This window comes from Methylobacterium tardum (genome assembly GCF_023546765.1).
GTDB classification, from domain to species: domain Bacteria; phylum Pseudomonadota; class Alphaproteobacteria; order Rhizobiales; family Beijerinckiaceae; genus Methylobacterium; species Methylobacterium tardum.
Genome location: NZ_CP097484.1, coordinates 6,362,791 through 6,388,768 on the forward strand (window position 1 = coordinate 6,362,791; position 25,978 = coordinate 6,388,768).

The following is a 25,978-nucleotide window of genomic DNA, read 5'->3' on the forward strand; positions in this document are numbered from 1 at the left end:
CTCAGGAGGCCATAGATTCAGCTCGTCGGGCTGCCGTCCAGCTGATCGTCATCGCAAGGTTACTGGATCCCTAGCCGGGGAATACCGAGGGACGCGTCCGGGTGACTACACGGACCTGGGCGTATAGCGCCCCCCATTACTTCCTCGAAAGGGAACGGAAATCCAAGGGGACGTAGCGCATCGAAACCTGACGGCTGGTATCGTTCCTCACGCTGATGTTTTCCGGCAGTTCGTCGGCTTCCTCGGGACAACGCCAGCGAGATTAAGATTGAACCGACGGCCTCATTGGGGCGGCTGACGCTTCAGGCCGCATCGTCTTCGGGACGGCGGCGTCGGTAACGCGCAGCGCCTTCCTTCGCGAAGAGCTTCTTGAACTTGATCCGCTGGTCCATCACGCCCCGGATCAGGTCCACGCCCCATTCCCCGGGGTACTCCTCGGCCTCCCTCACGAACTCATGCCCGATCCGGGGCACGATGTCGGCCAGGTGCATCGCCTCCCGTTCCGGGAGGATCTCCCAGATCTCCTGGGCCACCGTCCGCCAGAAAGCGCGCGACCTCACCAACGACAGGTGCTCCCTCACCCGGTCGAGCTCGGTCGCGTACCAGGCAAGCTCGTTCCGCTGCGCGTCGATGACCGCCTCGCGGGCGTCCAGCATCGCGAGTGCCTCTTCCCGCAACTTTCGTTCGGCCGCGACTTCCGCCTCCATGCGCTGGCGGTCGCGCTGGTAGATCATGGTGGCCTCGGCCTGCGCCGCCCCCCAAAGCTCGATGCCGGCCTTCGCCAGCCTCGTCGAGACAGATTTTGGCATCCCCGACTGCTCGATGGCGGGAACGTAGCAGCGGTCGGCGGTCCACTCGGCGTAGTACCGGCCAATCGTCTGGTTGTTGCCGGCAACCCCGTGATCAAGCTTCACCCGCGCCCAAACCGTCCGCAGGTTGACGGCCTCCACGCCCTCGGCACGGATGTCGTCGGCCGCCTGGAAGACGGCGCGCCTCCGGCGTTCATCGCCCGGTGCCAGTCCGATGGTGGCTCCCCCCGCCATAATAGCCTTCTCCCCGTGCGGTCTCAGTCGGGGGCCGTCATGGTTAAGGAAGCGTTTCGAGTCCGTAGCGGGTAGCAGGTAACGCTACGCGTCTTGCGCTACGGACCCGGCCGGACCACACGCCGGACGAGGTCCCGCCACTCGGCCGGAGCGTCCAGGGACATGCCGGCGAGCCCCTTCGGACAGCTATCCACATCAATCCACAACGGCATGTCGTCGCAAGCTTGGCCGCTTGCGGACCATGAACCTTTTCGTTCACACTTTGTTCTATGAGGATTCGGAGGCCAGGCATGCAGGTCAGCGGCATCGTCATTGGGTTGCCAATGCCCATCCCGATGCTCGCCAAGGCCGTGCGGGCAGGCTTCCCGAGCCCGGCCGACGACTTCGCAGAGGAGGAGGTCGACCTCCAGCGCCTGCTGGTCTCGAACCGGCCGGCGACGTTCATCGTCCGGGTGGCCGGCGACAGCATGCTCCTCGCCGGGCTGTTCGACGGCGATCTCGCCGTGGTCGACCGCTCTGTCACCCCGCGAAACGGGGACATCGTCGTGGTCGACGTCGACGGGGAGCGCAGCTTCAAGGTCTGGAAGCGGGTCGGCCCGAGGGTGACGCTCTCGTTCGCCAACCCCCGGTTCCCGTCATTCGTGCTGTCGAGCGACGCCGTGGTCGAGGTCTGGGGAGTGGTGACGGGATCCATCAACCCGAGGCGCCGCGGCGAATGACCGGCCGGACCTACGCGCTGTCAGACGGCAACTCGTTCTACTGCTCGTGCGAGCGCGTCTTTGATGCCCGGCTCGCCAGGGTCCCCGTGATCGTCTTGAGCAACAACGACGGTTGCGCTGTCGCCCGAACCAGCGAGGCGAAGGCCCTCGGGATTAAGATGGGGGATCCCTGGTTCAAGATCCGCGACCTGTGCCGGTCGGGGGGCGTTCGGGCCTTCTCCTCGAACTACGCCCTGTACGGGGACATGTCGGCGCGCGTGAACGAGGTCTACGCGCGGTTCAGCCCCCGCATCGAGGTCTACTCCATCGACGAGAGCTTCCTCGACCTCACGGACGTGCGGCAGGCCGACAGGATGCCGCTCGCACGCGACATGCGCGCGACGGTTCAGGCCTGGACCGGCATCCCGACCTGCGTCGGCATCGGGCCCACCAAGACGCTGGCCAAGCTCGCCAACCACGTCGCGAAGAAGGTTCCGGAACTCGAAGGCGTGTGCGACCTGACCGACCCGGTCCAGTACGCCCATTGGATGGCGCGCATCGAGCCCGGCGAGATCTGGGGGATCGGACCCGCCAACGCGAGGAAGCTTGAGGCGCTCGGCTGCGAGAGCGTCGCCGACGTGAGGGACCTGGATGCCCGGGTCGCGCGCAAGGCCATGACGGTGGTTGGCGAACGGCTTGTGCAGGAGCTGCGCGGCGTGCCTTGCCTCGACCTGGAGGAGGTCGCGCCGACCCGGAAAGGCTGCGCGGTGACGCGGTGCTTCTCCGATCGGGTGGAAGATCTCGCCACGATGGAGCAGGCCGTCGCCACCCATGCCACCGGCTCGGCGAGAAGCTCCGTGCGGGCGGCCTGGGCACGGACCACGTCACGGTCTTCTTCCACACCTCGGAGCACGACAGGAACCGGCCGCAGCGGTCGGTCTCGACGGTGGTGTCCTTTCCGGAAGCCTCGAATGACACCATCGTTCTCGTGAAGGCCGCCGTGTTCGGCGTGAGGAAGGTCTGGAAGCCCGGCTACCGCTATTCCAAGGCGGGCATCGTCACGACCGACCTCGTGCCGCTCGAAGCCTCGCAGCGGGCTTTCCCGAGCATGGGCCAGCTGGATCGCGAAAATGCGACCGCGCTGATGGCGGCGCTCGACGCCTGCAACCGGCGCTACGGCCGCGGAACAGTCGTGCCGGCCACCGCCGGCGTCGTGCAGAAGAGGGAGTGGGCGACCAAGTTCGAGATGCGCTCGCCCCGCTACACCACGCGCTTCGAGGAGCTCCCGGTCGTGGCGGCGTGAGGGGATGATTTAGGTCCTGACGTGGCACGATCGGTCGCGAAGCAACCGCCGGCGGAGGTCAACCCTTCTGATGGCTACAGCCTTCGTCAAACCCACGGGGAATGGCATTTGGAGCCCTTGTGGGCTGCAGGTGCCGGAACTTCAATGACGGCCGCGAAGGGATGAACTGATGTCCGCCTGGATGACCAGCGAGCAGCGATACGCATGGCAGGTGCAGTTACACCTGAGGCTGCGCATGCTGTCCGGCGTGGGCTTCCAGGACTTCTTCGCGGACGTCATGACCCGCGCCCACAGGGACGACTTCGTCAAGACGCGACCGCTCGGTTCGCTCGGCGATAGGGGCTGCGACGGCTACCTGGCATCCGTCGGCCGTGCGTTCGCCTGCTACGGCAAGGTCGACGACGCGTCGCCAAGCGTGCCGACGCTGCTCGAAAAAATGGACGAGGACTTCGCCAAGGCCAGTGGGCACCTCAAGGGCCTGATGAAGGAGTGGCACTTCGTCCACAACCTCCTCGACGGGACCGCAACCGACGCGACCGTGACGAAGCTAGGCGAGATGCGGCAGGCCAATGCGGGCCACAAGTTCGGCCATTTCGGCCGAGCCGGATTCGAAGACACGATTTTCGGCCTGCATGAAGCCGACATCATCGCCCTGATCGGCATGGCGGTCACGGCCGAGGAAACCCGGAACATGAAGCTTAAGGTCGTCGCCGAACTGGTTGACGGCATCATGACCGCGGTCGAGAAGGCCCCCCTCGACGATGGCCTCGACCCGAAGCCGGTGCCTTTCAGGAAGCTGGAGTTCAACAAGATCCCCCCGCACTGGCGGCACATGATCAGGGGGCAGATGGCCAACGTCCCGCTTGTCGAGGAATATTTCGCGACGCACCCCGACGTCGAGCGAGGCCAGAAGATCGCCGCGACATTCAAGGCACGTTACCTCGCCTTGAAGGAACAAGGCCTCGCACCGGGCGACATCATGGAGAACCTGCACCAGGGCATCGTTGGGATCGGCACCGTCACAAACGACCGGATCGTCGCTGCCGGTGCGATCCTCACCTTCCTGTTCGACGCCTGCAACATCTTCGAGGACAAGCCCGAGGACGAGCCGGAAGAGGCGGCGGCATGATCCTCCCCGGAAAGCACCTCTCAGGCGCGCGTTCGCTCATCGGCGTTGGCGGCGAGATCCTTGAGCTTCTCGGACAGCCCCGCGAGGTGTCCGACCTCTGGGACGGTTTCCGAACGGCGCGCGCTGCCCGGCAGCAATCCGACCCGGTCTCGTTCGACTGGTTCGTGACGGCGCTGACGTTCCTCTACACCGTCGGCGCTGTGCACATGGCGGGTGGCATGATCAGGCCGGGGGGCGGCGAGCCATGATCCTGTCCCTCGGCAGCAGCCTCCCGAAATTCAAGGAACTGACGTTCCACGCCGGCCTGAACGTGGTCCTGTCGACCCGTGCCGACGGCTCAAACGAGGGCAAGACCCGCAACAGCGCGGGCAAGTCGAGCTTCGCCGAGCTCGTCCAGTTTCTCTTGGGCGCCGATTGCGACAAGGACGACCTCTTCCGCAAGAAGGCGCTGGTGGACGAGACGTTCCGCGGCACGTTCCGCATCGCGGGTCGGGAGATCCAGGTCGAGCGCAGCGGATCGGCGTTCGGACGCATTGGCATGGCGGCCGAAGTTGCGGAGCAGCTCGGCCTGCCGTGGAAGCAGGACAAGGGCAGCGGGGCGACGTCGATCTCGACCGCCGACTGGAACCAGTACCTGGGCCATGCGATGTTCGGGTTGCCGTCGGCCCTGAAGGGATCGGCGTACGGCGTATCGTACACGCCGAGCTTCCGGCCGATGTTCTCCTACTTCGCGCGGCGTGACCGGTCCGCCGGCTTCATCTCGCCGGAGCGCCAGGCCGAGATGCAGCAGCGATGGGACTGGCAGGAGAACCTGTCCTACCTGCTCGGCCTGGACTGGCGCATCTCGCACGACCTCCACAACGTCCGTCAGCGCGAGCGCATGCTGAAGGAGTTGAAGAAGGCCGCGAAGGGCGGAGCCCTGGGAGACATCATCGGAACGTCGGCCGAGCTCCGGCCACAGGTCGTCCTCGCCCGCGACAAGGCGACCAAGCTCGGCGAGCGTCTCGCGCGTTTCGAGGTCGCCGATTCCTACAGGGAGCTGTCGGCGGAGGCCGCCGCAGCCAAGGCCGAGATGCAGGCCATCGCGCGCCGCGCCGTCGTCCTGAACGAGACCATCGAGTACCTGCGGAACGCAATCGAGGGCGAGCGATCCGGATCGCCGTTGGTCGACGTCGAGCGGCTGTACGAGGCGGTCGGGGTCGAACTGCCGGGCCTTGTGGTCCAGCGCCGCCGCGAACAGGTCGCTGCCTTCCAGGCGTCGGTCCTGGCTAACAGACGCGCCCACCTGACAGAGGAGATCGCACGTGCGGAAGGGGAGCTGGCCCTCGGCGAGCAGCGCTCGACCGCGCTAGAGGTCACCAGGACGCGCATACTCGCAATCCTGAGGTCCGGCGGCGCCCTCGACGACTTCATCGACCTGCAGCGCCTGCTGGCTGAGGCTGAGGCGGAACATGCGGCCCTGCAGGAGCGCCTCAGGTCGGCGGAGGCGCTCGAACAGGAGACGACGCAGCTCGACGTCGAACGCGGACACATCAAGCTGCGTCTCAGCGCGAACCTGAGGGACAAGCAGTCACATATCGAGGACGCGATGCTCCTCATCGGCGGCGCCATCGGCGAGCTCTACAAGGGCGACCGATCCGGCGGCTTCGAGGTCGAGGCCACCGACAACGGGCCCGAGTTCCGGATCAGCATCCAAGGCGACAGCGGGGGCGGCATCTCCAACATGGAGATCTTCTGCCTGGACTTCGCCCTCTTCACCATCTGGCAGCGGAAGGGGATGGGACCCGGCTTCCTCATCCATGACAGTCGGCTGTTCGACGGCGTCGACCCGCGTCAAATCCTCAAGGCCCTGGAACTCGGGAAGGCCACGGCCGACATCCACAAGGGACAGTACATCGCGTGCCTGAACTCGGACGTCCTGAACTCCCTGTCGGAGGAGACGAACATCGTCTGGGAAGAGGCCATTGTGGAGCCTACGCTGTCGGACCGGGAAGACGGTGGCCTTTTCGGCTTCCGGTTCGACTGAGGGCTCGGCCTGGCCGACGCCCTCGGGCAGGGCAGCGCTAAGCATGAGCGGATGTGTCGGGTGATTTGCGTGGCCTGTCGCCACACAGCCTTCCGGCGTCACTTAGTCAGGGATCAGCGGCCGTCACGCGCGAGCCTTGGCGTTACGTCTCGATTGTCGACCCGCCTCCGCTTGTGAGCCAAGATGCCCTGAAGGGTTTTCGGGCTCCTTTGCGCGCGAAGCCTGGACCACCTTCCTCTCGTCGGAAGGAGCAGGACATGACGCCGAAGGAGATCATCGAGCGGCTGGCAGCGATGCCGCCTCCCCCACAAGGGGTCCACCACGTCCCGCCCGTCGAGCTTGTCGCCATGGTGACCCGGATGGGCCGGAGCCTGCGGCAATGGAAGAAGGAGACCCTCGCGGACTTCGCACGGGTCTCGCTATCGACCGTCGAACGGGTCGAACGGGCCGAACCGGTCGGAGCCGAGAGCCTCGACAGGATCGCCGAGGCGCTCGGTTACGAGCGTGGTGCCTTCACCAAGCCCCGCATCCCCACTCCACGCGAGGAGGCGGCAGCCCAATTTGTCGAGGAGATGGGCCATCTCGAACCGGTCGCGGTCAGCCCATTCGACACTCACCGCCAGGTTCGCATGGTCGCCGCATCGCAGGCGTTCCTGATCTACCGTCCGGAGCTTGGGCCCGCCTACGACGCACAGGTCGCGGGACTGACCGAGTGGATGGATCTCGCCTCCATGGTGATGGGGCCGCATGCCATCGGCGGCGGCGAGCCCGACCGGCGGCGTGATCTGTGCAACGATGTGCTTGCCGCGGTCGCCGAGTTCCGACGTCGCGGGGTTACCGTCCTCGTCGGCATCATGGACGCTCCGCTTCCCGGCATGCCCGATTGGAAGGTCGCGATCATCACCCTCACTCCGAAGCTGTCTGATCCAGGCGCGCCGAAGCGGCGCACGATCCTAGTCGATAAACGGTCGGTGCAGCCAAGACCCGGGTACCTCCCGCACCTCGCCTGAAACCCAGGGCCACATCTTTGCGAAGGTTCGAGATCAGCATCCCTACTGCTCGTGGGTGACCTGTTCGGGCCGCTTCACGACCGTGCCGTCAAAATCCGTGATGGGTGGAGGCTGTGTGGAAACGGGTTGGGGCGGAAGCGATGACGAGCTGGGCGAGCCGTTCTCGGCTCATACCCGCATCGCGGCGATGAGCCTCGGCGTTCCGAGGAGGGCGATGGCTCGCTTCACGTTGTAGGCGAGGACGTGGAGGCTCATCTCCGTCCCGACGTTCGCAAGCCTCCGCATCTTGAAGTGGCTGCGTCCCATCCAGTCCTTGATCGTGCCGAACACATGTTCGACGGTCCGTCGCCGGATGCGCATGGCGTCCGGCCTGCGGTCGAGCCGATCCTGCATGGCTTCCACGACATGCTCGTGCTCCCAGCGCGTCACCCGTCGCTCGTTGCCGGTCGTGCAGCCCGGCTTCAACGCGCATGATCGGCAGTGGCTCGACCAGTAGCGGTTCAGAACGAGGCCGTTCTCGATGGTGGTCGTACGCTTGATGAGGGTCTCGCCGGCAGGGCACCGATAGGTGTCGCTCGGCGCATCGTAGAGGAAGTCCGGCTTGCCGAAGCGCCCCTCCGCCTTGGCGCCCGAGGTCAAAGGCTTTGGGCAGATCGGTGTGACGCCCGCCCCTTCGCAGGCCAGAACCTCCGCTCCTGAGAAGTAGCCGCGATCGGCGAGAATCGTCAGGTGCTCGACCCCGGTCGCGTCCTTCGCCTGCCGGCCCATGTTGGCGAGTTGGGTGCGATCATGGCCGAGGTTCGTGACCTCGTGCGCCACGACGATGTGGCTGTCCGTATCGACCGCCGCTTGGACGTTGTAGCCGACGAGGCCCGTGCCCTTGCCGTTCGTGGCCATCGCACGGGCGTCCGGGTCGGTCAGCGAGATCTGACGGTCGGGCGCTGTCTCGACTTCGTGCGCCATGGCTTGCAGCGTGCGCATCTGCTGGCGAAGCGCCGCAATCCTCTCGTTCAGGCGTGTCGTGCGCATCTCGGCGACGTCCGCCTCCTGCCGGTCGGCGGTGTCGAGCTTATCGAGATAGCGCTCGATACTGGCCTCCACCTGCGCCAAGCGGAGGCGGATCGCGCCGGGCGTGTAGTTCTTGTCGCGCGTATTCACGGCCTTGAACCGGCTGCCGTCCGCCGCCACCGTGCCGCCGGCGATGAGGCCGATCTCCCGACACAGGACGACGAATTGCTTGCACGCTGCCCGAACGGCTTCGCCGTTGTCGCGTCGAAAGTCCGCGATCGTCTTGAAGTCGGGGGCAAGCTTGCCGGTCAGCCACATGACCTCGACATTGCGGCCTGCCTCGCGCTCAAGGCGTCGGCTCGACTGCACCTGGTTCATGTAACCGTAGAGGTAGAGCTTCAGGATCGTCGCCGGGTGGTAGCCGGGCCGCCCCGTCGCAGCCGCGCCTTCAAAGCCGAGTGTGGCCAAGTCCAGCTCATCGACGAAGACGTCGATCACCCGGACTGGATTCTCCTCGCCGACATAGTCGTCGACGCAGTCCGCCAGAAGAAGCGCTTGGCGCCGCTCGCAACCTTCGATGAAACGGCCCATTCGACCCCTCCAGCGCTCCCGAAAAGGTAGCACAACAGGGCGTTTTCACACAGCCTCGGTGGTTTCCAGACTGTCCGCTTCCGGACGACGGTACGTTGAGTGGGCTTAACGCAGGGCTGTTCACGACCCATTGAGGCTCAGGAGCGGTCCGCTTCAAGGCGCTTGGCCTCAGCGTATGACCATCGGAAAGTTCCTCTTGATGAGTGCGCAGGCGGCGTTCCTTCCTCGTAGGTCAGCCAACCGGTCGAACTCTTTGGCACCCGCGCGGATGGCCCGCGCACCCTTGCCGGAGCCTACTTGGTCAAAGCACCGACGCGCCGTGTCCACGATCTCAGGGTTGAAGCTCTCGAAAGTGCACTGGGCCTGCGCCTGCCGAAGCATGCCGTGCATCCGTAGGAAGTCGGTGCAGTCAATCGCCCGAGCGGGCCCATAGGCCAGGGTGAGCGGGAGCAGCGCGACCAAGACCGGCTGCAGTCTCATCCGAACCGGGCCGGCCACTGGTGGTGAAGGTCGTCGATGACGAAGGCGTGGGCGTGGCGAACCCCGCCTGCGCCCCCGACGTGCGGGTGCGCGGGATCGAGGTCCGCGTGGACGTGCTCGGCGACGTCCGGATCGTTCGCCGGCCAGAGCGCGGCGGCTGCGGCGACGGCCAGCAGGGTCAGCACGCCCAGGACCGCGAGGGTGACCGGCATCCCGGCATCGGCGCCTAGCCAGCCCGCCAACGGGTAGGTCACGAGCCAGGCGACGTGCGAGAGGGCGAACTGCGCCGCGAACACCGCGGGCCGGTCCTCGGTCGCGGCCGAGCGCCGGAGCAGCCGCCCGGTCGGGGTCTGTGCGGCCGAGTACCCGACCCCGAGGACCAACCAGGTGGCGAGCAGCATCGGCCAGCCGATCACGCCACCCCAGGTCGTGGCGGCGAAGCCGAGCAGGACGACGCCGAGGAGCGCCGCCGCCGGCAGCATCACGGCGCGATCCGGCAGCCGGTCGAGGATCCGCGGCAGGATCAGGGCCGCAACCATCGAGCCGCCGCCGAACAGCCCGAGCGCGACCGCGACGTCGTTCTGGGGGCGTGCGAGGATCGCCTGGACGATCACCACGGTGTTCACGATGACCATGGCGCCGGCGGCCGAGACCGCGAGGTTGAGGGCGAGGAGGCCCCGCAGGCGGGGCGTCGCCAGGTAGATGCGCAGGCCGTGGGTGGTGCGGTTGTAGATCCCGCGCCGCTCGGTCTGCCGTGGGCTCGGCAGACTGACCGAGACGACGAGCGCGGCCGAGCACAGGAAGCCGACGACCGTGCCGCCGAACAGCCAGTGGAAGTTGATGACGCTGAGAAGGACGGCGGCGAGCGCCGGGCTGAGCAGGTTCTCCAGGTCGTAGGCGAGCCGCGAGAGCGAGAGCGCCCGGGTGTAGTCGCGCTCCTCCGGGAGGATGTCCGGGATCGTCGCCTGGAAGGTCGGGGTGAAGGCGGCCGAGCAGGACTGCAGCACGAAGACCAGCACGTAAACCTGCCAGATCGAGTCCACGAATGGCAGGACCATCGCGACGCCGGCTCGGACGAGATCGGTGGCGACCAGGAAGGCGCGTCGCGGCAACTGCCCGGTGAAGGCGTTCGCGACCGGCGCCACCAGAACGTAAGCGACCATCTTGATGGCCAGCGCGGTGCCCAGGACGGCGCCGGCCCCGGCCCCGGCAAGGCGGTAAGCCAGCAGGCCGAGCGCGACGGTCAGCAGTCCCGTGCCGATCAGGGCGATGACCTGCGCGGCGAACAGGTGCCGGTAGGTCCGGTTCGCGAGGACGCTCAGCATCGGGCCCTCACAGGTACTTGGCCAGCGCCTTGAACTCGGCCAGCGCCGCGCGTGCCGTCTTGCCCCCACCGGCGACGCCGTCGCCGATGCAGTGCTCCATGTGGTCCTCGATCAGGGTGCGCTTGGCGTTGGCGATGGCGCTCTCGACCGCCTGGAGCTGCTGGGCGAGATCCACGCAGGAGCGGCCCTCCTCGATCATGGCGATGACGCCGGCGAGGTGGCCCTGGGCTCGCTTGAGCCGCTTGACGATTTCGGGGTGAGAGGCGTGGGCATGGTCCATGTTGACTTCCTATCCCCCTGGATAGGATAAGGGAAGCGCTTTCGCCGCGTCGGGATGGGCCTGCGCAGGCTTCGGGGGATTGGGATCGGGTGTCGTTCGGACGGCGTCTCATGACGGTTGCCATCGCCTTCGTGATGGCGGCGGTGACGTTGCTGCCGCTCATGGCGGAGGCTCGACACGACGCTTCCGCAGCCTCCGTCCACGCGGACCTCCGCCTATCGGGCCATGACCATGTCGCGGGCCACCAAGAGGCGGACGAGTTGGTCCACCATGCGCAATCGCACGCGCAGTGCGTGATGCCGGCCGACGCTCGTGCTCCCGCGGACGCTCCGTCCTGCACGGTGCAATCGTTCGCCGTCGCGCACGAAGCCGACCGCGCCGGCGGCGATGCGAAGGGGCCGTACGAGCCTCCGAGGGGCTGAGGCCACCCGCCACGTCCCTTCCTCGAACGACGGCACCGTGCGGACGCGCGGCCGGCCGTCCATGGCGCCGACATGTTGAAACGACTCCTCCCAGTCCCGCTGGCCGTCGTCGGCGGCTTCCTCGTCGCCACATGGTGGCCGGCCGCGCCGGATGCGCTCAGGTCCATGCTGGCGACCCGGCAAGCGCCTGCGCCGGCCCGTCCCGAGGCCAAGCCGGCGGCCGCACCGGAGCCCGAGAGACCCGGCCTCGTCCGGCTGAGCGACCGGCAGATCGCCAAGGCCGGCATCCGCACGGACGCCGCCGACGGGGGACGCCTCTTCCGGCACCTCCACGTCCCGGCGACCATCGTGCCGAGCGCCAACAACACGGCCCGCATCGCGGTGAAGACGACAGGCACGGTGGTGGAGCTCCGGAAGGGGCTCGGCGACCGTGTCGCCAAGGGTGAGGTCGTGGCGCTGCTCGACAGCCGCGAGATCGCGGACGCCAAGGGCGAGTACCTCGCCGCGCACGTCTCGGCCGACCTGCAGAAGACCCTGTACCAGCGCGACAAGGAGCTCTGGGACAAGCGGATCTCGTCCGAGCAGCAGTACCTGCGCTCGCAGGCGAGCTACCAGGACCTGAAGGTCAAGGAGGACGCGGCCCGCCGCAAGCTGACCTTCCTGGGTTTGGGGCCCGCCGAGATCAACGCCCTGGCGAGCCAGCCCGAGGCGCAGTTCGAGCGCCAGGAGATCCGCTCGCCCATCGCGGGCAAGGTGGTGGAGCGGCGCGTCGACCTGGGCGCCGCGGTCGGACGCGACAACCTGGAGACCGAGCTCTACAGCGTCGCCGACCTCACCAAGGTCTGGATCGACCTCGCGGTCACGCCGGGCGACCTGCCGCTGGTCCGCGAGGGCCAGACGGTGACCGTCCGGACGGACGCGACCGGCGCGACCGCGGAGGGTCGCATCGTCTTCATCGGGCCGGTGCTGGACCAGAACACCCGCGCCGCCCGGGTCGTCGCCGAGCTGGCCAATCCCGACGAGACCTGGCGTCCCGGCTCCTTCGTGGCCGCCGAGATCAAGGTCTCGGACAAGCCGGTTCGCGTCCTCGTCCCCTCCGAGGCGGTCCAGACCATCGAGGGCAAGCCGACCGTGTTCGTGCGGGTGCCGGAGGGCTTCGAGGCGCGCTCCGTCACTGTCGGGCGCTCCGACGACCGCGACGTCGAGGTGACGGCCGGGCTTGAGCCTGGCGAGGTCATCGCGGTGGCCAACAGCTTCACGCTCAAGGCCGAACTCGGCAAGGCCGCGGCGGAGGACTGAGCCATGATCCGCCCCGTCCTCGCCTTCTCGGTCGCCAATCGCTACGCGGTCATCCTGGTGACGCTCATCGCCACCGCCTTCGGCGCTTGGTCGCTGTCACGGCTGCCCATCGACGCCGTGCCCGACGTCACCAACAACCAGGTCCAGATCAACGCCATCGCCCCGGCGCTGACGCCGGTCGAGATCGAGAAACAGGTCACGGTCCTGGTCGAGCGCGCGCTCGCGGGCACGCCGGGCCTGGAGAGCATGCGCTCGTTCTCACGCAACGGGTTCGCGCAGCTCACGGCGGTCTTCAGTGACAAGGTCGACATCTACTTCGCCCGGAGCCAGGTGAACGAGCGCCTCGCCGAGGTGCGCGGCACCCTCCCGCCCGGGGTTGAGGTTCGGCTCGGCCCGATCTCCACCGGTCTCGGCGAGATATACTGGTGGGCGGTCGAGTACGAGGCGCCCGGCGAAGGGACGCCGGTGGCCGACGGCAAGCCGGGGTGGCAGACGGACGGCAGCTACCTGACGCCCGAGGGCGAACGGCTGAAGTCCGATTTCGAACGGACCGTCTACCTGCGCACGGTGCAGGACTGGATCATCCGGCCCCAGATGAAGAGCGTGCCCGGTGTGGCCGGGGCCGACGCCATCGGCGGCTTCGTCAAGGAGTACCAGGTCCAGCCGGACCCGATGAAGCTCGTCGGCTACGGCCTCTCCTTCGCCGACCTCACGCGGGCCATCGAGGCCAACAACGCGACCCGGGGGGCGAACTACGTCGAACGCAACGGCGAGGGCTACGTCGTCCGGGCCGGCGGCCTGATCGAGAACGTCGACCAGATCCGGGACATCGTCGTGGCGACCCGGGCCGGGGTGCCGATCCTGGTGAAGGACGTCGCCGAGGTCGGAATCGGGCGGGAGCTCCGGACCGGCTCGGCCAGCGAGAACGGCCACGAGGTCGTGCTGGGCACGGCGCTGATGCTCATCGGCGAGAACAGCCGAACCGTCTCGGCGGCGGCGGACGCCAAGATCCGGGAGATCAACAAGCTGCTGCCGCCGGGCATCCAGGCCCGGACGCTCCTCAGCCGCACCGACCTCGTGGACGCCACCATCGGGACGGTCGCCAGGAACCTCGCCGAGGGCGCGCTGCTGGTCGTCGCGGTGCTGTTCCTGGCGCTCGGGAACATCCGGGCGGCCATCATCACCGCCCTGGTCATCCCGGTCGCGATGATGCTGACCGCGACCGGGATGCTCGCGGGCCGGATCAGCGCCAACCTCATGAGCCTGGGCGCCCTCGACTTCGGGCTCATCGTCGACGGCGCGGTCATCATCGCCGAGAACAGCCTGCGGCACCTCGCCGAACGACAGCGCGAACTCGGGCGCAGGCTGAGCCTGGCCGAACGGCTGGAGACGGTCCGGGTCTCGGCCGAGGAGATGATCAGGCCGAGCGTCTACGGGCAGGCCATCATCATCCTGGTCTACGTGCCGCTGCTGACCTTCACCGGCGTCGAGGGCAAGACGTTCACGCCGATGGCCCTGACGGTTTTGATCGCGCTCGTGGCGGCCTTCGTGCTGTCGCTGACCTTCGTGCCGGCCATGGTCGCCACCTTCGTCACGGGTCGCGTCAGCGAAGGGGACAACCTCCTCATCCGGGCGCTCAAGTCCGCCTACCGGCCAGTGCTCGGCGGCGCGATCCGGGCGCCCCTGACCTTCGTCATGGCGGCGGTCGCCGTCGTCGGGCTGGCCGGCGTGCTCGCCACGCGCCTCGGGCAGGAGTTCACCCCGACGCTCGACGAGAAGAACATCGTGATGGAGGCCCGGCGCATCCCGTCGACCTCGATCACGCAGTCCCAGACGATGCAACTCGGCGTCGAGGACGCCATGAGCAAGTTCCCGGAAGTGGCCTTCGTCTACTCGCGCTGCGGCACGCCCGACATCGCCGCCGACCCGATGCCGCCGAACGCCTGCGACGCTTACCTGATCCTCAAGCCGCAGGCGGAGTGGCCGGACCCGTCCGAGACGAAGGAAGCCCTGATCGGGCGCATGGAGGCCGAGGCGAAGCTGATCCCCGGCACGCTGTTGGGCTTCTCCCAGCCCATCCAGATGCGCTTCAACGAACTCATCGCCGGGGTTCGCGACGACCTGGCGGTGAAGGTGTTCGGCGAGGAGTTCGGCCCGATGGTCGAGGGGGCCCGCAAGATCGCCGGCATCCTGCGCGGCCTGGATGGCGCCGCGGACGTGAAGGTCGAGGAGGCGGTCGGCCTGCCTTTCCTGGAGATCAGGATCGACCGGAAGGAGATCGCGCGGCGCGGCCTGAGCCTCGCCGACGTGCAGGACGTCATCGGCACGGCGGTTGGCGGCAAGGACGCCGGGCTGGTGTTCGAGGGGGACCGGCGCTTCGCCATCGTGGTGCGCCTCGCGGATTCCGTGCGCGGCGACGTCGAGGCGCTCAAGAACCTGCCGGTGCCGCTGCCGGCCTCGCAGGCGGCCACGGCGCGGGCGGGCACCGGCGTGCCTGCCGGCCCGGCCCTGGCCGGCGGCCTGAGCGTGCCCCTTAGGCAACTCGCGAGCTTCGAGTTCACCGAGGGGCCGAACCAGGTAAGCCGCGAGAACGGCCGCCGCCGCGTCGTGGTGACCGCGAACGTGCGCGGGCGTGACATCGGCTCGCTCGTGGCGGAGGCGCAGGAACGCATCGCCGCCGAAGTGAGGCTGCCGGCGGGCTACGAGGTCAAGTGGGGCGGGCAGTTCGAGAACCTGACCGCCGCCCGACAGCGCCTGGCGGTGGTGGTGCCGGCGTGCTTCGCGCTGATCCTCGTCCTGCTCCTCGGCGCCCTCGGCTCGGCCAGGGACGCGCTGATCGTGTTCAGCGCGGTGCCGATGGCCCTGACCGGGGGCGTGGCGGCGCTGTGGCTACGGGACATGCCCTTCTCGGTCTCCGCGGCGGTCGGGTTCATCGCGCTCTCGGGCGTCGCCGTCCTCAACGGGCTGGTCCTCCTCAGCCACATCCGCGCGCTCGTCGCGGCGGGCATGCCCGCCCGTGACGCCGTGCGCGAGGGGGCCCTCACCCGGTTGCGTCCCGTGGTGATGACGGCGCTGGTCGCCGCGCTCGGCTTCGTCCCGATGGCGTTGGCGACGGGGACCGGGGCGGAGGTCCAGCGACCGCTGGCGACCGTGGTCATCGGCGGCCTCGTCAGCGCGACGCTGCTCACCCTGCTGGTCCTGCCGGCGCTCTACGTCCGCTTCGGCCGGGCCGCGACGGGGACGCGGGTCGTGGAGGCGCGACATTCCAGGATGGCGGAGGCGGCGCGTCGAGAAGATCCCATGCGAGCGTGATGGCTGTTAAGGTCCGCCTTCTGGTCGATCCAATGTCGAGTGCCTCCGCCAACGACTGAACCGATTTCGGCTCACGGCCTGTCGGTCAGCCATGAACGTCGACCGACCATGCCGCCGCGTGGTCCTGGTGTGCGTGGCCGATGCCCTGCCAGCCGAGCCAGCCGGTGTAGAGGCCGACCAGGACGATAAGGGCGGCCGAGGCGTAGGGGGCCCGACGGGCGAAGGCGCCGAACCCGGACCAGCGGGAGGCGACGTGCTTGACGCTCAACGCGGCCAGGACACCGGCCGAGACCATCGTCAGCGCCAGGCCGATGCTGAAGCAGACGACGAGCGCGAAGCCCAGGCTGAACTGCTTGAGCTGGATGCACAGGAGCAGGACCGTGATGGCCGCCGGGCACGGGATCAGCCCACCCGTCAGTCCGAACAGGACGATTTGGCCGGTCGTCACCTGACGGCCGGCGAAGCGCCGGCGGATGTCCTCGGCATGGGCGCGGGCGTGGGCGTCGTCCTCGTCGCCCAGGTTCATGTGCCCGTGGTCATGGTCGTGCTCCTCGAACTCGACCTCGTGGATCTCCGTACCAGCCGGTCCAACTAAATTCAGCCTCGCCCTGAAGGTATGCGGCTCCGGGATCTCCTTCGGGCTTTCCAGGAAGTCGCCCCGGCTCGCGAAGGAGAAGGTCTCGCGGACACCGTCCGGTCGAACGGTCTCAAGACTGACACGCTGGTAAGTGGGCAACACGCCCTTGACCCGGCTCAGGCGCCAGCGTGGCGGCACACCGTCCTCGAACACCTCCAGCTTGAACACGCCTTCACGGGTCGTGACGTGCTTCGCCTCGTCGTGGTGATGATGGTCGTGGCGCCGCTCCCGCCAGGTGCGCCACGCCATCCAGAGCGCGATGCCGACGATGAGGACAGCGGAGGCGAGCTGGAAGTACGGTTCGCTCGCCTCGCCGCCCCATTCCTGGCCGAGGTACTGCCCGCCCAGCGCGATGACCCAAACCACGGCCGTGTGCGAGAGCGTGGCGGCTAGCCCGAGGAGTATCGCCTGTGTGACCGTGCCCCGCACCGCGATGATGAAGGCGGCCATCATCGTCTTCGAGTGGCCGGGCTCCAGGCCGTGCAGGGCGCCGAGCAGGATCGCGCTCGGCACGAACAGCCAGGCGTGCGCAGTCCCCTGCTGAAGCAGGTCAGGCAAGGAAGTCATGGGGTCTCGTCATTTCAGGTAGGTCCGCACCACCTCGATCAGCTCGGCCGCGCCCCTGGCGCGCTCGGCGTCCGGTTCGGCGTCAGGGTTCACGACGTGATGGCGGATGTGGTCTTCCATCAGCTCGGCGGTCAGGCCGTTGATGGCCCCGCGCATCGAGGCGACCAGCATCAGGACGTCGGCGCAGCCGAGTTCGGCCTCCAGGGCCCGCTCGACGGCTTCCGCCTGTCCCTTGATCCGGCGCACCCGCGCCAGGAGCTTGGTCTTTTCCTTGATCGTATGAGCCATCGCGGGCTTCCTCGTCGTGATGATATATAGGGGGGTATCCTATATATGTGTCCAGCGGCATCGATGCCGTGGGGCATGCGGAGCCGTACCATGAAGAAGGACGACCCCTGCATCTCGGTCTGCCAGTTCGACGGCAGGACAGGTTGGTGCGTGGGCTGCGGGCGGACGGTCCAGGAGATCCGTACCTGGCGGAAGATGACACCCTATCGGCGCACCGCCCTGACGCGCGAGCTGCCCCGCAGGGTCACGCAGGTCTCCGGCGCGGGGACAAACCCAGTGCGGTCCGGAGACGCTTGACAGGGCACCTGCCGACGGGATGTATAGGCCCATCGGGGAGCGATCCCCCGACGAGGCTTCGGCTGAAGAATCGCGTCCCATCTGCACTCGCTGCAAGGACGCGTCATGCCCGTGCCGAACTCCATCTCCGTCGAAAAACTCGCGCGCCTGATCGGCACCCCGGGATGCCCGGTGGTCGTCGACGTGCGCACCTACAAGGAATTCCTTGCGGACCAGCGTCACGTACCCGGCTCCCTCGTCCGGGAGCCGGGCCGGGTCGCTGAATGGGCGCCGGCGCTGCGCAACAGGTCCGTCGTCGTGGTCTGCGAGGACGGGCGCCGGCACAGCCACGGCGTCGCCGCCTGGCTGCGCAGCGCCGGGGTGAGCGCGGAAGCCCTGCAGGGCGGCATCGCGGACTGGGCGGCCGCCGAACTGCCCATGGTTCCAGCCGACAAGGTCCGCAACCGCGACGAGCTAGGCCGAACCGTCTGGGTCACGCGCTCCCGGCCCAAGGTCGACCGCATCGCCTGCCCCTGGCTCATCCGCCGCTTCGTCGACCCCGACGCAGTCTTCCTCTTCGTGCCGCCCGGCGAGGTCGTCGGCGTCGCGGAACGGTTCGAGGCCGCGCCGTTCGATATCGGCGACCCGGGCACCTTCTGGAGCCACCGGGGCGAGCTCTGCACCTTCGACGTCATGGTCGAGGAGATGGGCCTCGCAACGCCGCCGCTCCTGCACCTCGCGATGCTGGTGCGCGGAGCCGACACGGGGCGGCCGGACCTCGCGCCGGAGGCGGCCGGGCTGCTCGCGGCTTCGCTCGGCCTGTCGCGCATCTACGCCGACGACCTCGCCCAGCTCGACGCCGGCATGCTCCTCTACGACGCCTTCTACCGCTGGTGCCGCGACGCGACCGAGGAGCGTCACGACTGGGTCGGCGACCGCACCAAGGGGAAGGCATGAGCATGGCCGCGACCGCCCGCATCCAGACCGCGCCCGAGCCCGGCGCGTCCGCCCCGGGAGCGCCGCTGCCCGTGACCCTGGCCGAGGCCGTGCCGGTCTGGGCGCGCATCGCAACACTCTCCTTCGGCGGCCCTGCCGGGCAGATCGCGGTGATGCATCGCCTCCTGGTCGAGGAGAAGCGCTGGATCTCCGAGAACCGCTTCCTGCACGCCCTGAACTTCTGCACCCTCCTGCCGGGGCCGGAGGCGCAGCAGCTCGCGACCTACGTGGGCTGGCTGATGCACGGCACCCGCGGCGGCCTCGTCGCCGGCGGCCTGTTCGTCCTGCCGGGCGTCGTCGCGATCATGGCCCTGAGCTGGGTCTACGCGCTCTACGGCAATGTCGGCCTCGTCGCCGGCCTGTTCTTCGGGCTAAAGGCGGCGGTGCTCGCCATCGTGGTGCAGGCCGTAATCCGCATCGGCAAGCGGGCGCTCAAGGGCCCCGTCATGGTCGGCCTCGCGGCGGCGGCCTTCGTGGCCATCTTCTTCCTCGACGTGCCGTTCCCGCTGATCGTGCTCTCGGCCGGCGTGATTGGCTACCTCGGCGGCCGGGCCGGGATGCCGCAGTTCAAGGCCGGGGGCCACGGCGGCGGCGGCAAGATCGTGGACGGGCCCTTCCTGCTCGGCGACAACGAGCTTCCGCAGGAGCGGGCGGCGGCCGGGCACATGGTGCGGGTGCTGCTGACCTGGGGGGCAATCTGGCTGGTGCCTGTCGCTGCCATCCTCCTCGCCGTCGGGCCGGACGACGTGTTTAGCCACGTCGCGGTGTTCTTCTCCAAGATGGCGATGGTGACCTTCGGTGGCGCCTACGCGGTGCTCTCCTACGTCGCCCAACAGGCGGTGGAGCACTACGGCTGGCTGAAGCCCGGCGAGATGCTCGACGGCCTCGGTATGGCCGAGACCACGCCAGGCCCGCTGATCATGGTCACCCAGTTCGTGGGATTCCTCGCCGCCTATCGGGCGCCGGGGAGCCTGCCGCCCCTCGTCGCGGGCACGCTTGGCGGGCTCCTGACCACCTGGGTGACCTTCGCACCCTGCTTCCTCTGGATCTTCGTGGGCGCCCCGTACGTCGAGCGCCTGCGCGGCAACCGGGCCCTGGCCGGCGCGCTCTCGGCCATCACGGCGGCGGTGGTCGGCGTAATCCTGAACCTCGCGGTCTGGTTCGCCCTGCACACCGTCTTCGCCGAGACGCGACCGCTCGCGGCCGGACCGGTCGGGTTCGACGTGCCAGTCCTCGCCAGCCTGAACCCGTGGGCGCTCGCCCTGGCCACCGCCGCGGTCCTCGCTGTGTTTCGGCTCAAGGTCGGCATGGTCCAGACGCTCGGGGCCTGCGCCGCAGCCGGCATCGTCCTGCATCTCGCGGGGCTGGTGTGATGGGCGCCCGAGTCATCGCCTTAGCTGTCGCCTTGCTCACCCTGCCGGCGGTGCCGGCGGACGCGGGCGAGGTGTTCCGGCACCTGACCGCCTCCGAGATCCGGGCGCGCCTCGTCGGCAAGGAGGTCACCGACGAGGTGCACTGGGCCTACCGGTTCGAGCCGGGCGGCCGCCTGCATGTCGTGTCCCTCGGGCGGGCCCGTACCGCCAGATGGCGGCTCGACAAGGACGAGCTCTGCCTGGAGGCCGCCCCCTGCGTCCAGGTCTGGATGGCCGGCAACCGCGTCGAGTTCCGGCGTGGCGACGGAACCCTGCCCGACGAGGGTGTGCTGCAGGCACCGGCACGCCGGTCCTGAGGACTTCGAACCGCTACCACAATCGAGGAGACGACCATGCGTCGCTTGCTTGCATCCATCGCCGTCCTGAGCACCCTCGCGACCGGCGCGTCGGCTGCCGAGCCCTGGCAGGATGCCATCGCCACCGGGCTCGGCAAGCCCGGGACCGCCATGCCGGGCGGGGTCTACCGCGTCGGCCTGCCCCGGTCCGACCTGAAGGTCACCCTCGACGGCGTGACCTTGAAGCCATCCTTCGCGCTCGGATCCTGGCTCGCCTTCGTGCGGCACGGAGGCGGCGACGAGGTGATGGTCATGGGGGACCTCGTCCTGCTGGAAGACGAGGTGAACCCGGTGATGAAGCGCCTCGTCGAGAACGGGGTCGAGATCACGGCCATCCACAACCACCTGCTGCGGGCCTCGCCGAGCACCTTGTACATGCACGTCTCCGGACACGGCGAGCCCGGCAAGCTCGCCACCATCCTGGCGGGAGCGCTCGGCGCGAGCCGCACGCCCTTCGGCGGCGAGACCGCGGGCGGCACGCCGCCTACCGGGAAAACCGAACCGGCCTCGGCGGGCGAGGGTCCGGTGCCGGCGAAGGCGTCTGCGCCGGACCAGGCGCTCGACCTCGACACGGCGGCGATCGACGCGGCTATCGGGCGCAAGGGCAAGGTCAACGGCGGCGTCTACGCCGTGAGCGTGCCGCGCGCGGAGACCCCGAAGGACCACGGCATGACGGTGCCGGAAGCCATGGGCTCGGCCATCGCCATCAACTTCCAGCCGACCGGCGGCGGCAAGGCCGCCATCACGGGCGACTTCGTCTTGACCGCCGACGAGGTGAACCCGGTGATCAGGGCGTTGCGGGCGAACGGCATCGAGGTCACGGCCCTGCACAACCACATGCTCGACGACGAGCCGCGGCTGTTCTTCATGCACTTCTGGGCGAACGACGACGCCGGCAAGCTCGCCAAGGGCCTGCGGGACGCGCTCGACCAGGTGAAGGTCGCGAAGAGCTGATGCGCAGGAGCGTCGCCATGGTGACGATGTCGGTGAACCTCAGGCAGCGGTGCCTCGCGGCCGTCGTGGCGGCTTCGGTCGCCGCCTCGGTTCCGCCGGCGAGCGCCGCCGGATGCGAGGGCACGTCCTGCGCGCAGGACCAGGGCGCCGGTGCCCCGGCGGTGCCGCCGAGCGCTTCGGTCGACATCCGCGAGAGGCGGTCAGGGGACCTGTACCGGGTCTGCCTCGCCGAGCGGGGCGAGGCGTCAGGCTGGTGCAGCGCCTACCTCATGGGTGTCGCCGATACGCTGGCGGCCTTCGGCGATGGCGGCGACAAGGCCGGGATCTGCGCCGCGGACTACACCATCGAGGCCCTGACCGAGACATACATGACCTGGGCGCACGCCAATGCGGCGCTGCTCCGGACCGACATGCTGGCGGGGGCCAGCCTCGCATTGCGGCAACGCTGGCCCTGCGGACGGTGAACCGGAGGGCGGCCGCCTCTCACTCCCGAACCGCACCAGCCATCCTCCCCGGTGCCCGTGATGACCGTTCCAGACCCGCATCCCTTCAAGGTCGCCGTCGTCTGGCGGGGCGACGCCCGGGCACGCGCCGAGGCGCGCCCGGAGACCAGCCGGTTCGCGGCGGTGTTCGCCGCCCTGGAGCGGCAGGGGCTCGCCGCCGAGCCCGCCGTCTGGGTCGAGGGCGGGGCCGACCTCCTGCGGGCCCAACTCATGGCGGTCGACGCGGTGCTGGTCTGGGTGAACCCGGTGACGGAGGATGCCGGCGAGGGCCGCGGCGCGCTCGACGCGGTGCTGCGGGAGGTGGCCGCCGCCGGCATCCTGGTGAGCGGCCATCCCGACGTGATCGACCGGATGGGCACCAAGGAGGTGCTGGTCCGGACGCGGAAGATGGGCTGGGGCTCGGACACGTATCTCTACGCGAGCTACGCCGCCCTTGCGGCGGAGTTCCCCGGGCGCTTGGCCGAGGGACCGCGGGTGTTGAAGCGCAGCCGCGGCAACGGCGGCATCGGCGTCTGGAAGGTCGAGCGCGCAGCGGGTCCCGACGTCTCGGTGCAGGAGGCGCGCGACAGGAGCCTGCGCACGGTCCCGCTCGACGCGTTCCTGGCCGAGCGCGGCGCCGACTTCGCGGCCGGCGGCGCGCTCGCCGACCAGCCGTTCCAGGCGCGGCACCTGGAGGGGATGGTCCGCTGCTACGTGAGCGGTACGCGGGTGGCCGGGTTCGGTGCCCAGTACGTGACCGCGCTCGCCCCGCCCGAGCATGGACGGGCCCCGCCGCGCCTCTATTCGGGGCCGGACGACGCGCGCTTCCAGCACCTGCGCGGCCTGATGGAAGCGGAATGGATACCTGAGATGACGCGTCTGCTCGGCTTGGTCCCGGACGACCTACCGGTCGTTTGGGACGCCGACTTCCTGCTCGGGCCGAAGGGTGCCGGCGGCGAGGACACCTACGTGCTCTGCGAGATCAACGCGAGCTCCGTGTACCCGATACCCAACGAGGCACACGACGCCCTGGCCGGAACGACTTCCGCGCGCCTGACCGCGGCCAGAGCTCGGCGGCCGGAGATGCGAGCCTGAGGGCGCCCACTCGCCGCCCGGTCGGAGAGCAGGCGCCTCGGCCTTCTCGTGCGCCGCTCAGTATCCGTGGTCGTGGTGGTGGTAGTCCCGCTCGAAGCGTGCGGGTTCGTAGCGTCCTGAGAGGACCTTCCTCGTTCGAGATGCCCTCAGGCTGCGCGACCGCGTCGAACTGGTTCTGAAGCCGGCACGCAGCCTCCGTTCAGCCGACGGCGCCGCTCCCCTCGGCGCCGTGCGGCCGTGTCCCCCACAAGGCGGATGCCAGGCCGAGGTTGACCAGCGTGAGCGCCAGAAGCAGGCCGTAGGCCGCATCGGCACCGCCGTAGGTGAGCGCCACGGCTCCGAGGGACGGCGCCAGTGCCTGCGCGACCAAGCCCGGCCGCGCAAGGCGACCCACGAATACCGGGTAGCGGACGGGGCCGAACAGGGCGAGCGGCACCGTGCCCCGCGCGATGGAGTAGATCCCGTTGCCCGCTCCGTAGAGCACCAGGGCGACGCCGACCGCCGGGATGCCGGCCGCCAGGATGGCCAGACCCACGGCTATCAGCGACATGGCCGCCGTCAGGGTCCAGAGCGGGTGGTACCTGCCCTTGTTCGCCATCTCGACGATACGGGCCCCGACCTGGGCGAGCCCGATCAGCGCGCCGTAGGACACGGCCGCCGCGAGCGCAACGCCGCGGGCCTGCAGCAGCGCGATCAGGTGCACGGAGACCAGCGTCATCACCGTGCCTCCCAGCACCAGCACGCCGGCCATCAGCAGGAACGCCCGGCGCTCGCGGACCGTCAGAGGCACGTCTGCCCCGTGACCCGCTCCTCCCTCGGTCGACAATGCGGGCGCCTTCGGGATCAGGCCGAGCACGAGCGGCAGGGTCACGGCAAGGTGGAGGCCGGCATAGGCGAGGCAGGCATGGCGCCAGCCGACCTGCTCGACGAGGAAGGCCGAGAGTGGCCAGCAGACGGTGCTGGCGAACCCGCCCCAAAGGGTCAACGTGGTGATGGCCGGGCGCGCCTCGGCGCCGTAGAGCCGGCCGAGCGTGGCGAAGGCCGGGTCGTACAGGCCGCAGCCCATGCCGAGGCCGAGTAGGAGCCATCCGGCAAGGAACACTGGCAGGGACGGCGCCAGGCCGATCACGACGTGGCCCGCCGCCAGCAGCAGCGCGGCGGATGCCAGGACCGGGCGTCCCCCGTGCCGGTGGATGGCGATTCCTACGCGGGGCGAGGCGATTGCCGCCACCAGGAGCCCGATGGACAGGCCGCCGACCACCCAGGCCAGGGGCCAGCCCGTGTCGGCGGCGATGGGGTCGGCGAGCACCGCCGGCAGGTAGAACGAGGAACCCCAGGCGAGGATCTCCACCACGCCGAGGGCGGAGATCACGACGAGGCGGCCGCGGGCCTCAGACCTCACGGGAGGCTGGCTTGAGCGCCGCTTCCTTGCCCGCCGCGCCGCGCTCGTACCAGCCCCGGCTCCTGTTCACGATCCACACGACCGAGAGCATGACCGGGACCTCGATCAGGACGCCGACCACGGTGGCAAGCGCCGCGCCCGAGTTGAAGCCGAACAGGCTGATGGCGGCGGCGACCGCGAGCTCGAAGAAGTTCGACGCGCCGATCAGCGCCGAGGGACCGGCCACGCAGTGTTGCTCGCCCGCGGCACGGTTCAGCAGGTAGGCCAGCCCCGAGTTCAGGTAGACCTGGATCAGGATGGGGATCGCGAGCAGGCCGATGACCGCGGGCTGGGCCAGGATCTGCTCGCCCTGGAAGCCGAACAGCAGCACCAGGGTGGCCAGGAGCGCCACGAGCGAGGCAGGCCCGAGCCGGCGAGCAGCCGGTCCAACGCCGCCTGGCCTCCCGAGGCGAGGAGGCTCCGCCGCACGACCTGGGCGATGATCACCGGGATGACGATGTAGAGCACCACCGAGAGCACCAGCGTGCCCCACGGCACCGTTATGGCCGAGAGACCGAGCAGCAGGCCGACGATTGGTGCGAAGGCCACAACCATGATGGTGTCGTTCAGCGCCACCTGGCTCAGGGTGAAGTGCGGCTCGCCCCGGGTCAGGTTCGACCACACGAACACCATCGCCGTGCAGGGCGCCGCCGCCAGGATGATGAGCCCGGCGATGTAGCTGTCGACCTGGTCGGCCGGCAGGTAGGGCCGGAACAGGTACCCGATGAACAACCAGCCGAGCGCCGCCATCGAGAACGGCTTCACCGCCCAGTTGATGAACAGCGTCACGCCGATGCCGCGCCAGTGCCGGCCGACGTGGCGGAGCGAGGCGAAGTCGATCTTGAGCAGCATGGGGATGACCATGAGCCAGATCAGGGCCGCCACCGGTAGGTTCACCTTGGCGACCTCGACGGCGCCCACGGCGTGGAAGAAGCCCGGCATGACGTGGCCGAGGGCGATGCCGGCCACGATGCAGAGGGCGACCCAGAGGGTCAGGTAGCGTTCGAAGGTGCTCATGGCGTGCTCAGGCGGTGACGACGCGGCAACCGTGCTCGTCCACGACCCGCTCGCCGTCCTCCTTCACGAACTCGCCCTGCTGCATCGGCAGGAGGTCCAAAACCGCCTCCGACGGCCGGCACAGGCGCACGCCCTTCGGGCTCACCACAAGCGGACGGTTCAGCAGGACCGGATGCGCCTCGACCGCGTCGAGCAGTTGCTCGTCGGACAGCGCCGGGTCGCCGAGGCCCAGCTCTGCGAAGGGCGTGCCCTTCTCGCGCAGTGCGTCGCGCACCGAGAGGCCGGCGCGTGCGAGCAGCTGTCTGACCAGCGTCCGGTTCGGCGGCGTCTTCAGGTATTCGACCACGTGCGGCTCGATGCCGGCGTTGCGGATCATCGCCAGGGTGTTGCGCGACGTGCCGCATTCGGGGTTGTGGTAGATCACGACGTCGAACGGCTCAGGCATGGGCGGTCTCTCCGTTAGGGGGCAGCAGGTGGCCAGCGCGGCCATCGCTGGGGCACAGACCTCCGGGCGGCCCTGGCAGCAGTCGC

Annotated in this window: 23 protein-coding genes and 2 pseudogenes; 16 read left to right on the forward strand and 9 right to left on the reverse strand. The window is 69.0% G+C overall.

Annotated elements, in window-relative coordinates; genetic code table 11:
• Positions 1–302: 302 nt before the first annotated feature.
• Positions 303–1,043, reverse strand: coding sequence for a DNA-binding protein (locus tag M6G65_RS30465; protein ID WP_238193830.1), 741 nt, complete (start codon positions 1,041–1,043; stop codon positions 303–305).
• 290 nt (positions 1,044–1,333) lie between these two features.
• On the opposite strand from M6G65_RS30465, the gene M6G65_RS30470 reads away from it, so the two are divergent.
• From M6G65_RS30470 to M6G65_RS30495, 6 genes and pseudogenes are all read left to right on the forward strand, one after another.
• Positions 1,334–1,762, forward strand: coding sequence for a LexA family protein (locus M6G65_RS30470; protein WP_250103267.1), 429 nt, complete (start codon positions 1,334–1,336; stop codon positions 1,760–1,762).
• Positions 1,759–3,044, forward strand: a pseudogene (locus tag M6G65_RS30475) (Y-family DNA polymerase). Before M6G65_RS30470 ends, M6G65_RS30475 begins: the two are co-directional and overlap by 4 nt.
• 169 nt (positions 3,045–3,213) lie before the next feature.
• A complete protein-coding gene (locus tag M6G65_RS30480; RefSeq protein WP_238193841.1) occupies positions 3,214–4,173 on the forward strand; it encodes an ABC-three component system protein in 960 nt (319 codons plus the stop codon).
• Positions 4,170–4,421: an ABC-three component system middle component 6 gene (locus tag M6G65_RS30485; RefSeq protein WP_238193843.1), complete on the forward strand. Its 252-nt coding sequence runs from the start codon at positions 4,170–4,172 to the stop codon at positions 4,419–4,421. The genes M6G65_RS30480 and M6G65_RS30485 overlap by 4 nt, the downstream gene beginning before the upstream one ends.
• Entirely contained in the window at positions 4,418–6,199 is a 1,782-nt protein-coding gene (locus tag M6G65_RS30490; RefSeq protein ID WP_250103268.1) for an ABC-three component system protein, read from the forward strand. Before M6G65_RS30485 ends, M6G65_RS30490 begins: the two co-directional genes overlap by 4 nt.
• A 257-nt stretch (positions 6,200–6,456) precedes the next feature.
• Complete coding sequence (locus M6G65_RS30495) at positions 6,457–7,209, forward strand: helix-turn-helix domain-containing protein (RefSeq protein ID WP_238193847.1); 753 nt, start codon at positions 6,457–6,459, stop codon at positions 7,207–7,209.
• 168 nt (positions 7,210–7,377) lie between these two features.
• Here the strand turns inward: M6G65_RS30495 and M6G65_RS30500 are convergent, their stop codons facing one another.
• The 3 genes from M6G65_RS30500 to M6G65_RS30510 all read right to left on the reverse strand — a co-directional run bounded on the left by M6G65_RS30500 (position 7,378) and on the right by M6G65_RS30510 (position 10,893).
• Positions 7,378–8,808, reverse strand: coding sequence for an IS1182 family transposase (locus M6G65_RS30500; protein ID WP_238193848.1), 1,431 nt, complete (start codon positions 8,806–8,808; stop codon positions 7,378–7,380).
• A 476-nt stretch (positions 8,809–9,284) separates the two neighbouring features.
• Positions 9,285–10,613, reverse strand: a complete 1,329-nt coding sequence (locus tag M6G65_RS30505; protein ID WP_250103269.1) for an MFS transporter — start codon at positions 10,611–10,613, stop codon at positions 9,285–9,287.
• Positions 10,614–10,620: 7 nt separating this feature from the next.
• Positions 10,621–10,893 carry a metal-sensing transcriptional repressor gene (locus tag M6G65_RS30510; protein ID WP_238193852.1) on the reverse strand — a complete coding sequence of 91 codons (273 nt, stop codon included), beginning with the start codon at positions 10,891–10,893 and terminating at the stop codon, positions 10,621–10,623.
• Positions 10,894–11,003: 110 nt separating this feature from the next.
• On the opposite strand from M6G65_RS30510, the gene M6G65_RS30515 reads away from it, so the two are divergent.
• The 3 genes from M6G65_RS30515 (at position 11,004) to M6G65_RS30525 (ending at position 15,926) form a co-directional block, all read left to right on the forward strand.
• Complete coding sequence (locus M6G65_RS30515; RefSeq protein ID WP_238193854.1) at positions 11,004–11,315, forward strand: hypothetical protein; 312 nt, start codon at positions 11,004–11,006, stop codon at positions 11,313–11,315.
• A 72-nt stretch (positions 11,316–11,387) separates the two neighbouring features.
• Positions 11,388–12,614: an efflux RND transporter periplasmic adaptor subunit gene (locus M6G65_RS30520; RefSeq protein WP_250103270.1), complete on the forward strand. Its 1,227-nt coding sequence runs from the start codon at positions 11,388–11,390 to the stop codon at positions 12,612–12,614.
• A 3-nt stretch (positions 12,615–12,617) separates the two neighbouring features.
• Positions 12,618–15,926 carry an efflux RND transporter permease subunit gene (locus M6G65_RS30525; RefSeq protein WP_250103271.1) on the forward strand — a complete coding sequence of 1,103 codons (3,309 nt, stop codon included), beginning with the start codon at positions 12,618–12,620 and terminating at the stop codon, positions 15,924–15,926.
• Between the two features lie 85 nt (positions 15,927–16,011).
• Here M6G65_RS30525 and M6G65_RS30530 read toward each other — a convergent pair whose 3' ends face one another.
• Entirely contained in the window at positions 16,012–17,130 is a 1,119-nt protein-coding gene (locus tag M6G65_RS30530; RefSeq protein WP_238193860.1) for a nickel/cobalt efflux transporter, read from the reverse strand.
• Between the two features lie 9 nt (positions 17,131–17,139).
• Positions 17,140–17,418 (reverse strand): metal/formaldehyde-sensitive transcriptional repressor, encoded by a 279-nt coding sequence (locus M6G65_RS30535; RefSeq protein WP_238193862.1) that lies wholly within the window; start codon positions 17,416–17,418, stop codon positions 17,140–17,142.
• 90 nt (positions 17,419–17,508) lie between these two features.
• Here M6G65_RS30535 and M6G65_RS30540 point away from each other — a divergent pair, with 90 nt between their 5' ends.
• From M6G65_RS30540 to M6G65_RS30570, 7 genes are all read left to right on the forward strand, one after another.
• The gene (locus M6G65_RS30540) at positions 17,509–17,715 is read left to right on the forward strand and encodes a DUF1289 domain-containing protein (protein ID WP_238193864.1); all 207 of its coding nucleotides are present in this window, start codon (positions 17,509–17,511) and stop codon (positions 17,713–17,715) included.
• A 105-nt stretch (positions 17,716–17,820) separates the two neighbouring features.
• Positions 17,821–18,651, forward strand: coding sequence for a chromate resistance protein ChrB domain-containing protein (locus tag M6G65_RS30545; protein WP_250103272.1), 831 nt, complete (start codon positions 17,821–17,823; stop codon positions 18,649–18,651).
• A 2-nt stretch (positions 18,652–18,653) separates the two neighbouring features.
• Positions 18,654–20,063 (forward strand): chromate efflux transporter, encoded by a 1,410-nt coding sequence (chrA, locus tag M6G65_RS30550; protein ID WP_250103273.1) that lies wholly within the window; start codon positions 18,654–18,656, stop codon positions 20,061–20,063.
• Complete coding sequence (locus tag M6G65_RS30555) at positions 20,063–20,419, forward strand: hypothetical protein (protein ID WP_238193870.1); 357 nt, start codon at positions 20,063–20,065, stop codon at positions 20,417–20,419. The genes chrA and M6G65_RS30555 overlap by 1 nt, the downstream gene beginning before the upstream one ends.
• A 36-nt stretch (positions 20,420–20,455) precedes the next feature.
• A complete protein-coding gene (locus M6G65_RS30560) occupies positions 20,456–21,412 on the forward strand; it encodes a DUF1259 domain-containing protein (protein WP_238193873.1) in 957 nt (318 codons plus the stop codon).
• Positions 21,413–21,429: 17 nt separating this feature from the next.
• Positions 21,430–21,876, forward strand: a complete 447-nt coding sequence (locus M6G65_RS30565) for a Rap1a/Tai family immunity protein (RefSeq protein WP_250103274.1) — start codon at positions 21,430–21,432, stop codon at positions 21,874–21,876.
• Between the two features lie 60 nt (positions 21,877–21,936).
• Positions 21,937–22,989: a Cj0069 family protein gene (locus M6G65_RS30570; protein WP_250103275.1), complete on the forward strand. Its 1,053-nt coding sequence runs from the start codon at positions 21,937–21,939 to the stop codon at positions 22,987–22,989.
• 199 nt (positions 22,990–23,188) lie between these two features.
• Here M6G65_RS30570 and M6G65_RS30575 read toward each other — a convergent pair whose 3' ends face one another.
• The 3 genes and pseudogenes from M6G65_RS30575 to arsC form a co-directional block, all read right to left on the reverse strand.
• The gene (locus M6G65_RS30575; protein WP_238193879.1) at positions 23,189–24,391 is read right to left on the reverse strand and encodes an MFS transporter; all 1,203 of its coding nucleotides are present in this window, start codon (positions 24,389–24,391) and stop codon (positions 23,189–23,191) included.
• Positions 24,381–25,447, reverse strand: a pseudogene (arsB, locus tag M6G65_RS30580) (ACR3 family arsenite efflux transporter). The gene M6G65_RS30575 and the pseudogene arsB overlap by 11 nt, the downstream one beginning before the upstream one ends.
• Before the next feature lie 7 nt (positions 25,448–25,454).
• Positions 25,455–25,892 (reverse strand): arsenate reductase (glutaredoxin), encoded by a 438-nt coding sequence (arsC, locus tag M6G65_RS30585; RefSeq protein ID WP_238193882.1) that lies wholly within the window; start codon positions 25,890–25,892, stop codon positions 25,455–25,457.
• Positions 25,893–25,978: the final 86 nt, after the last annotated feature.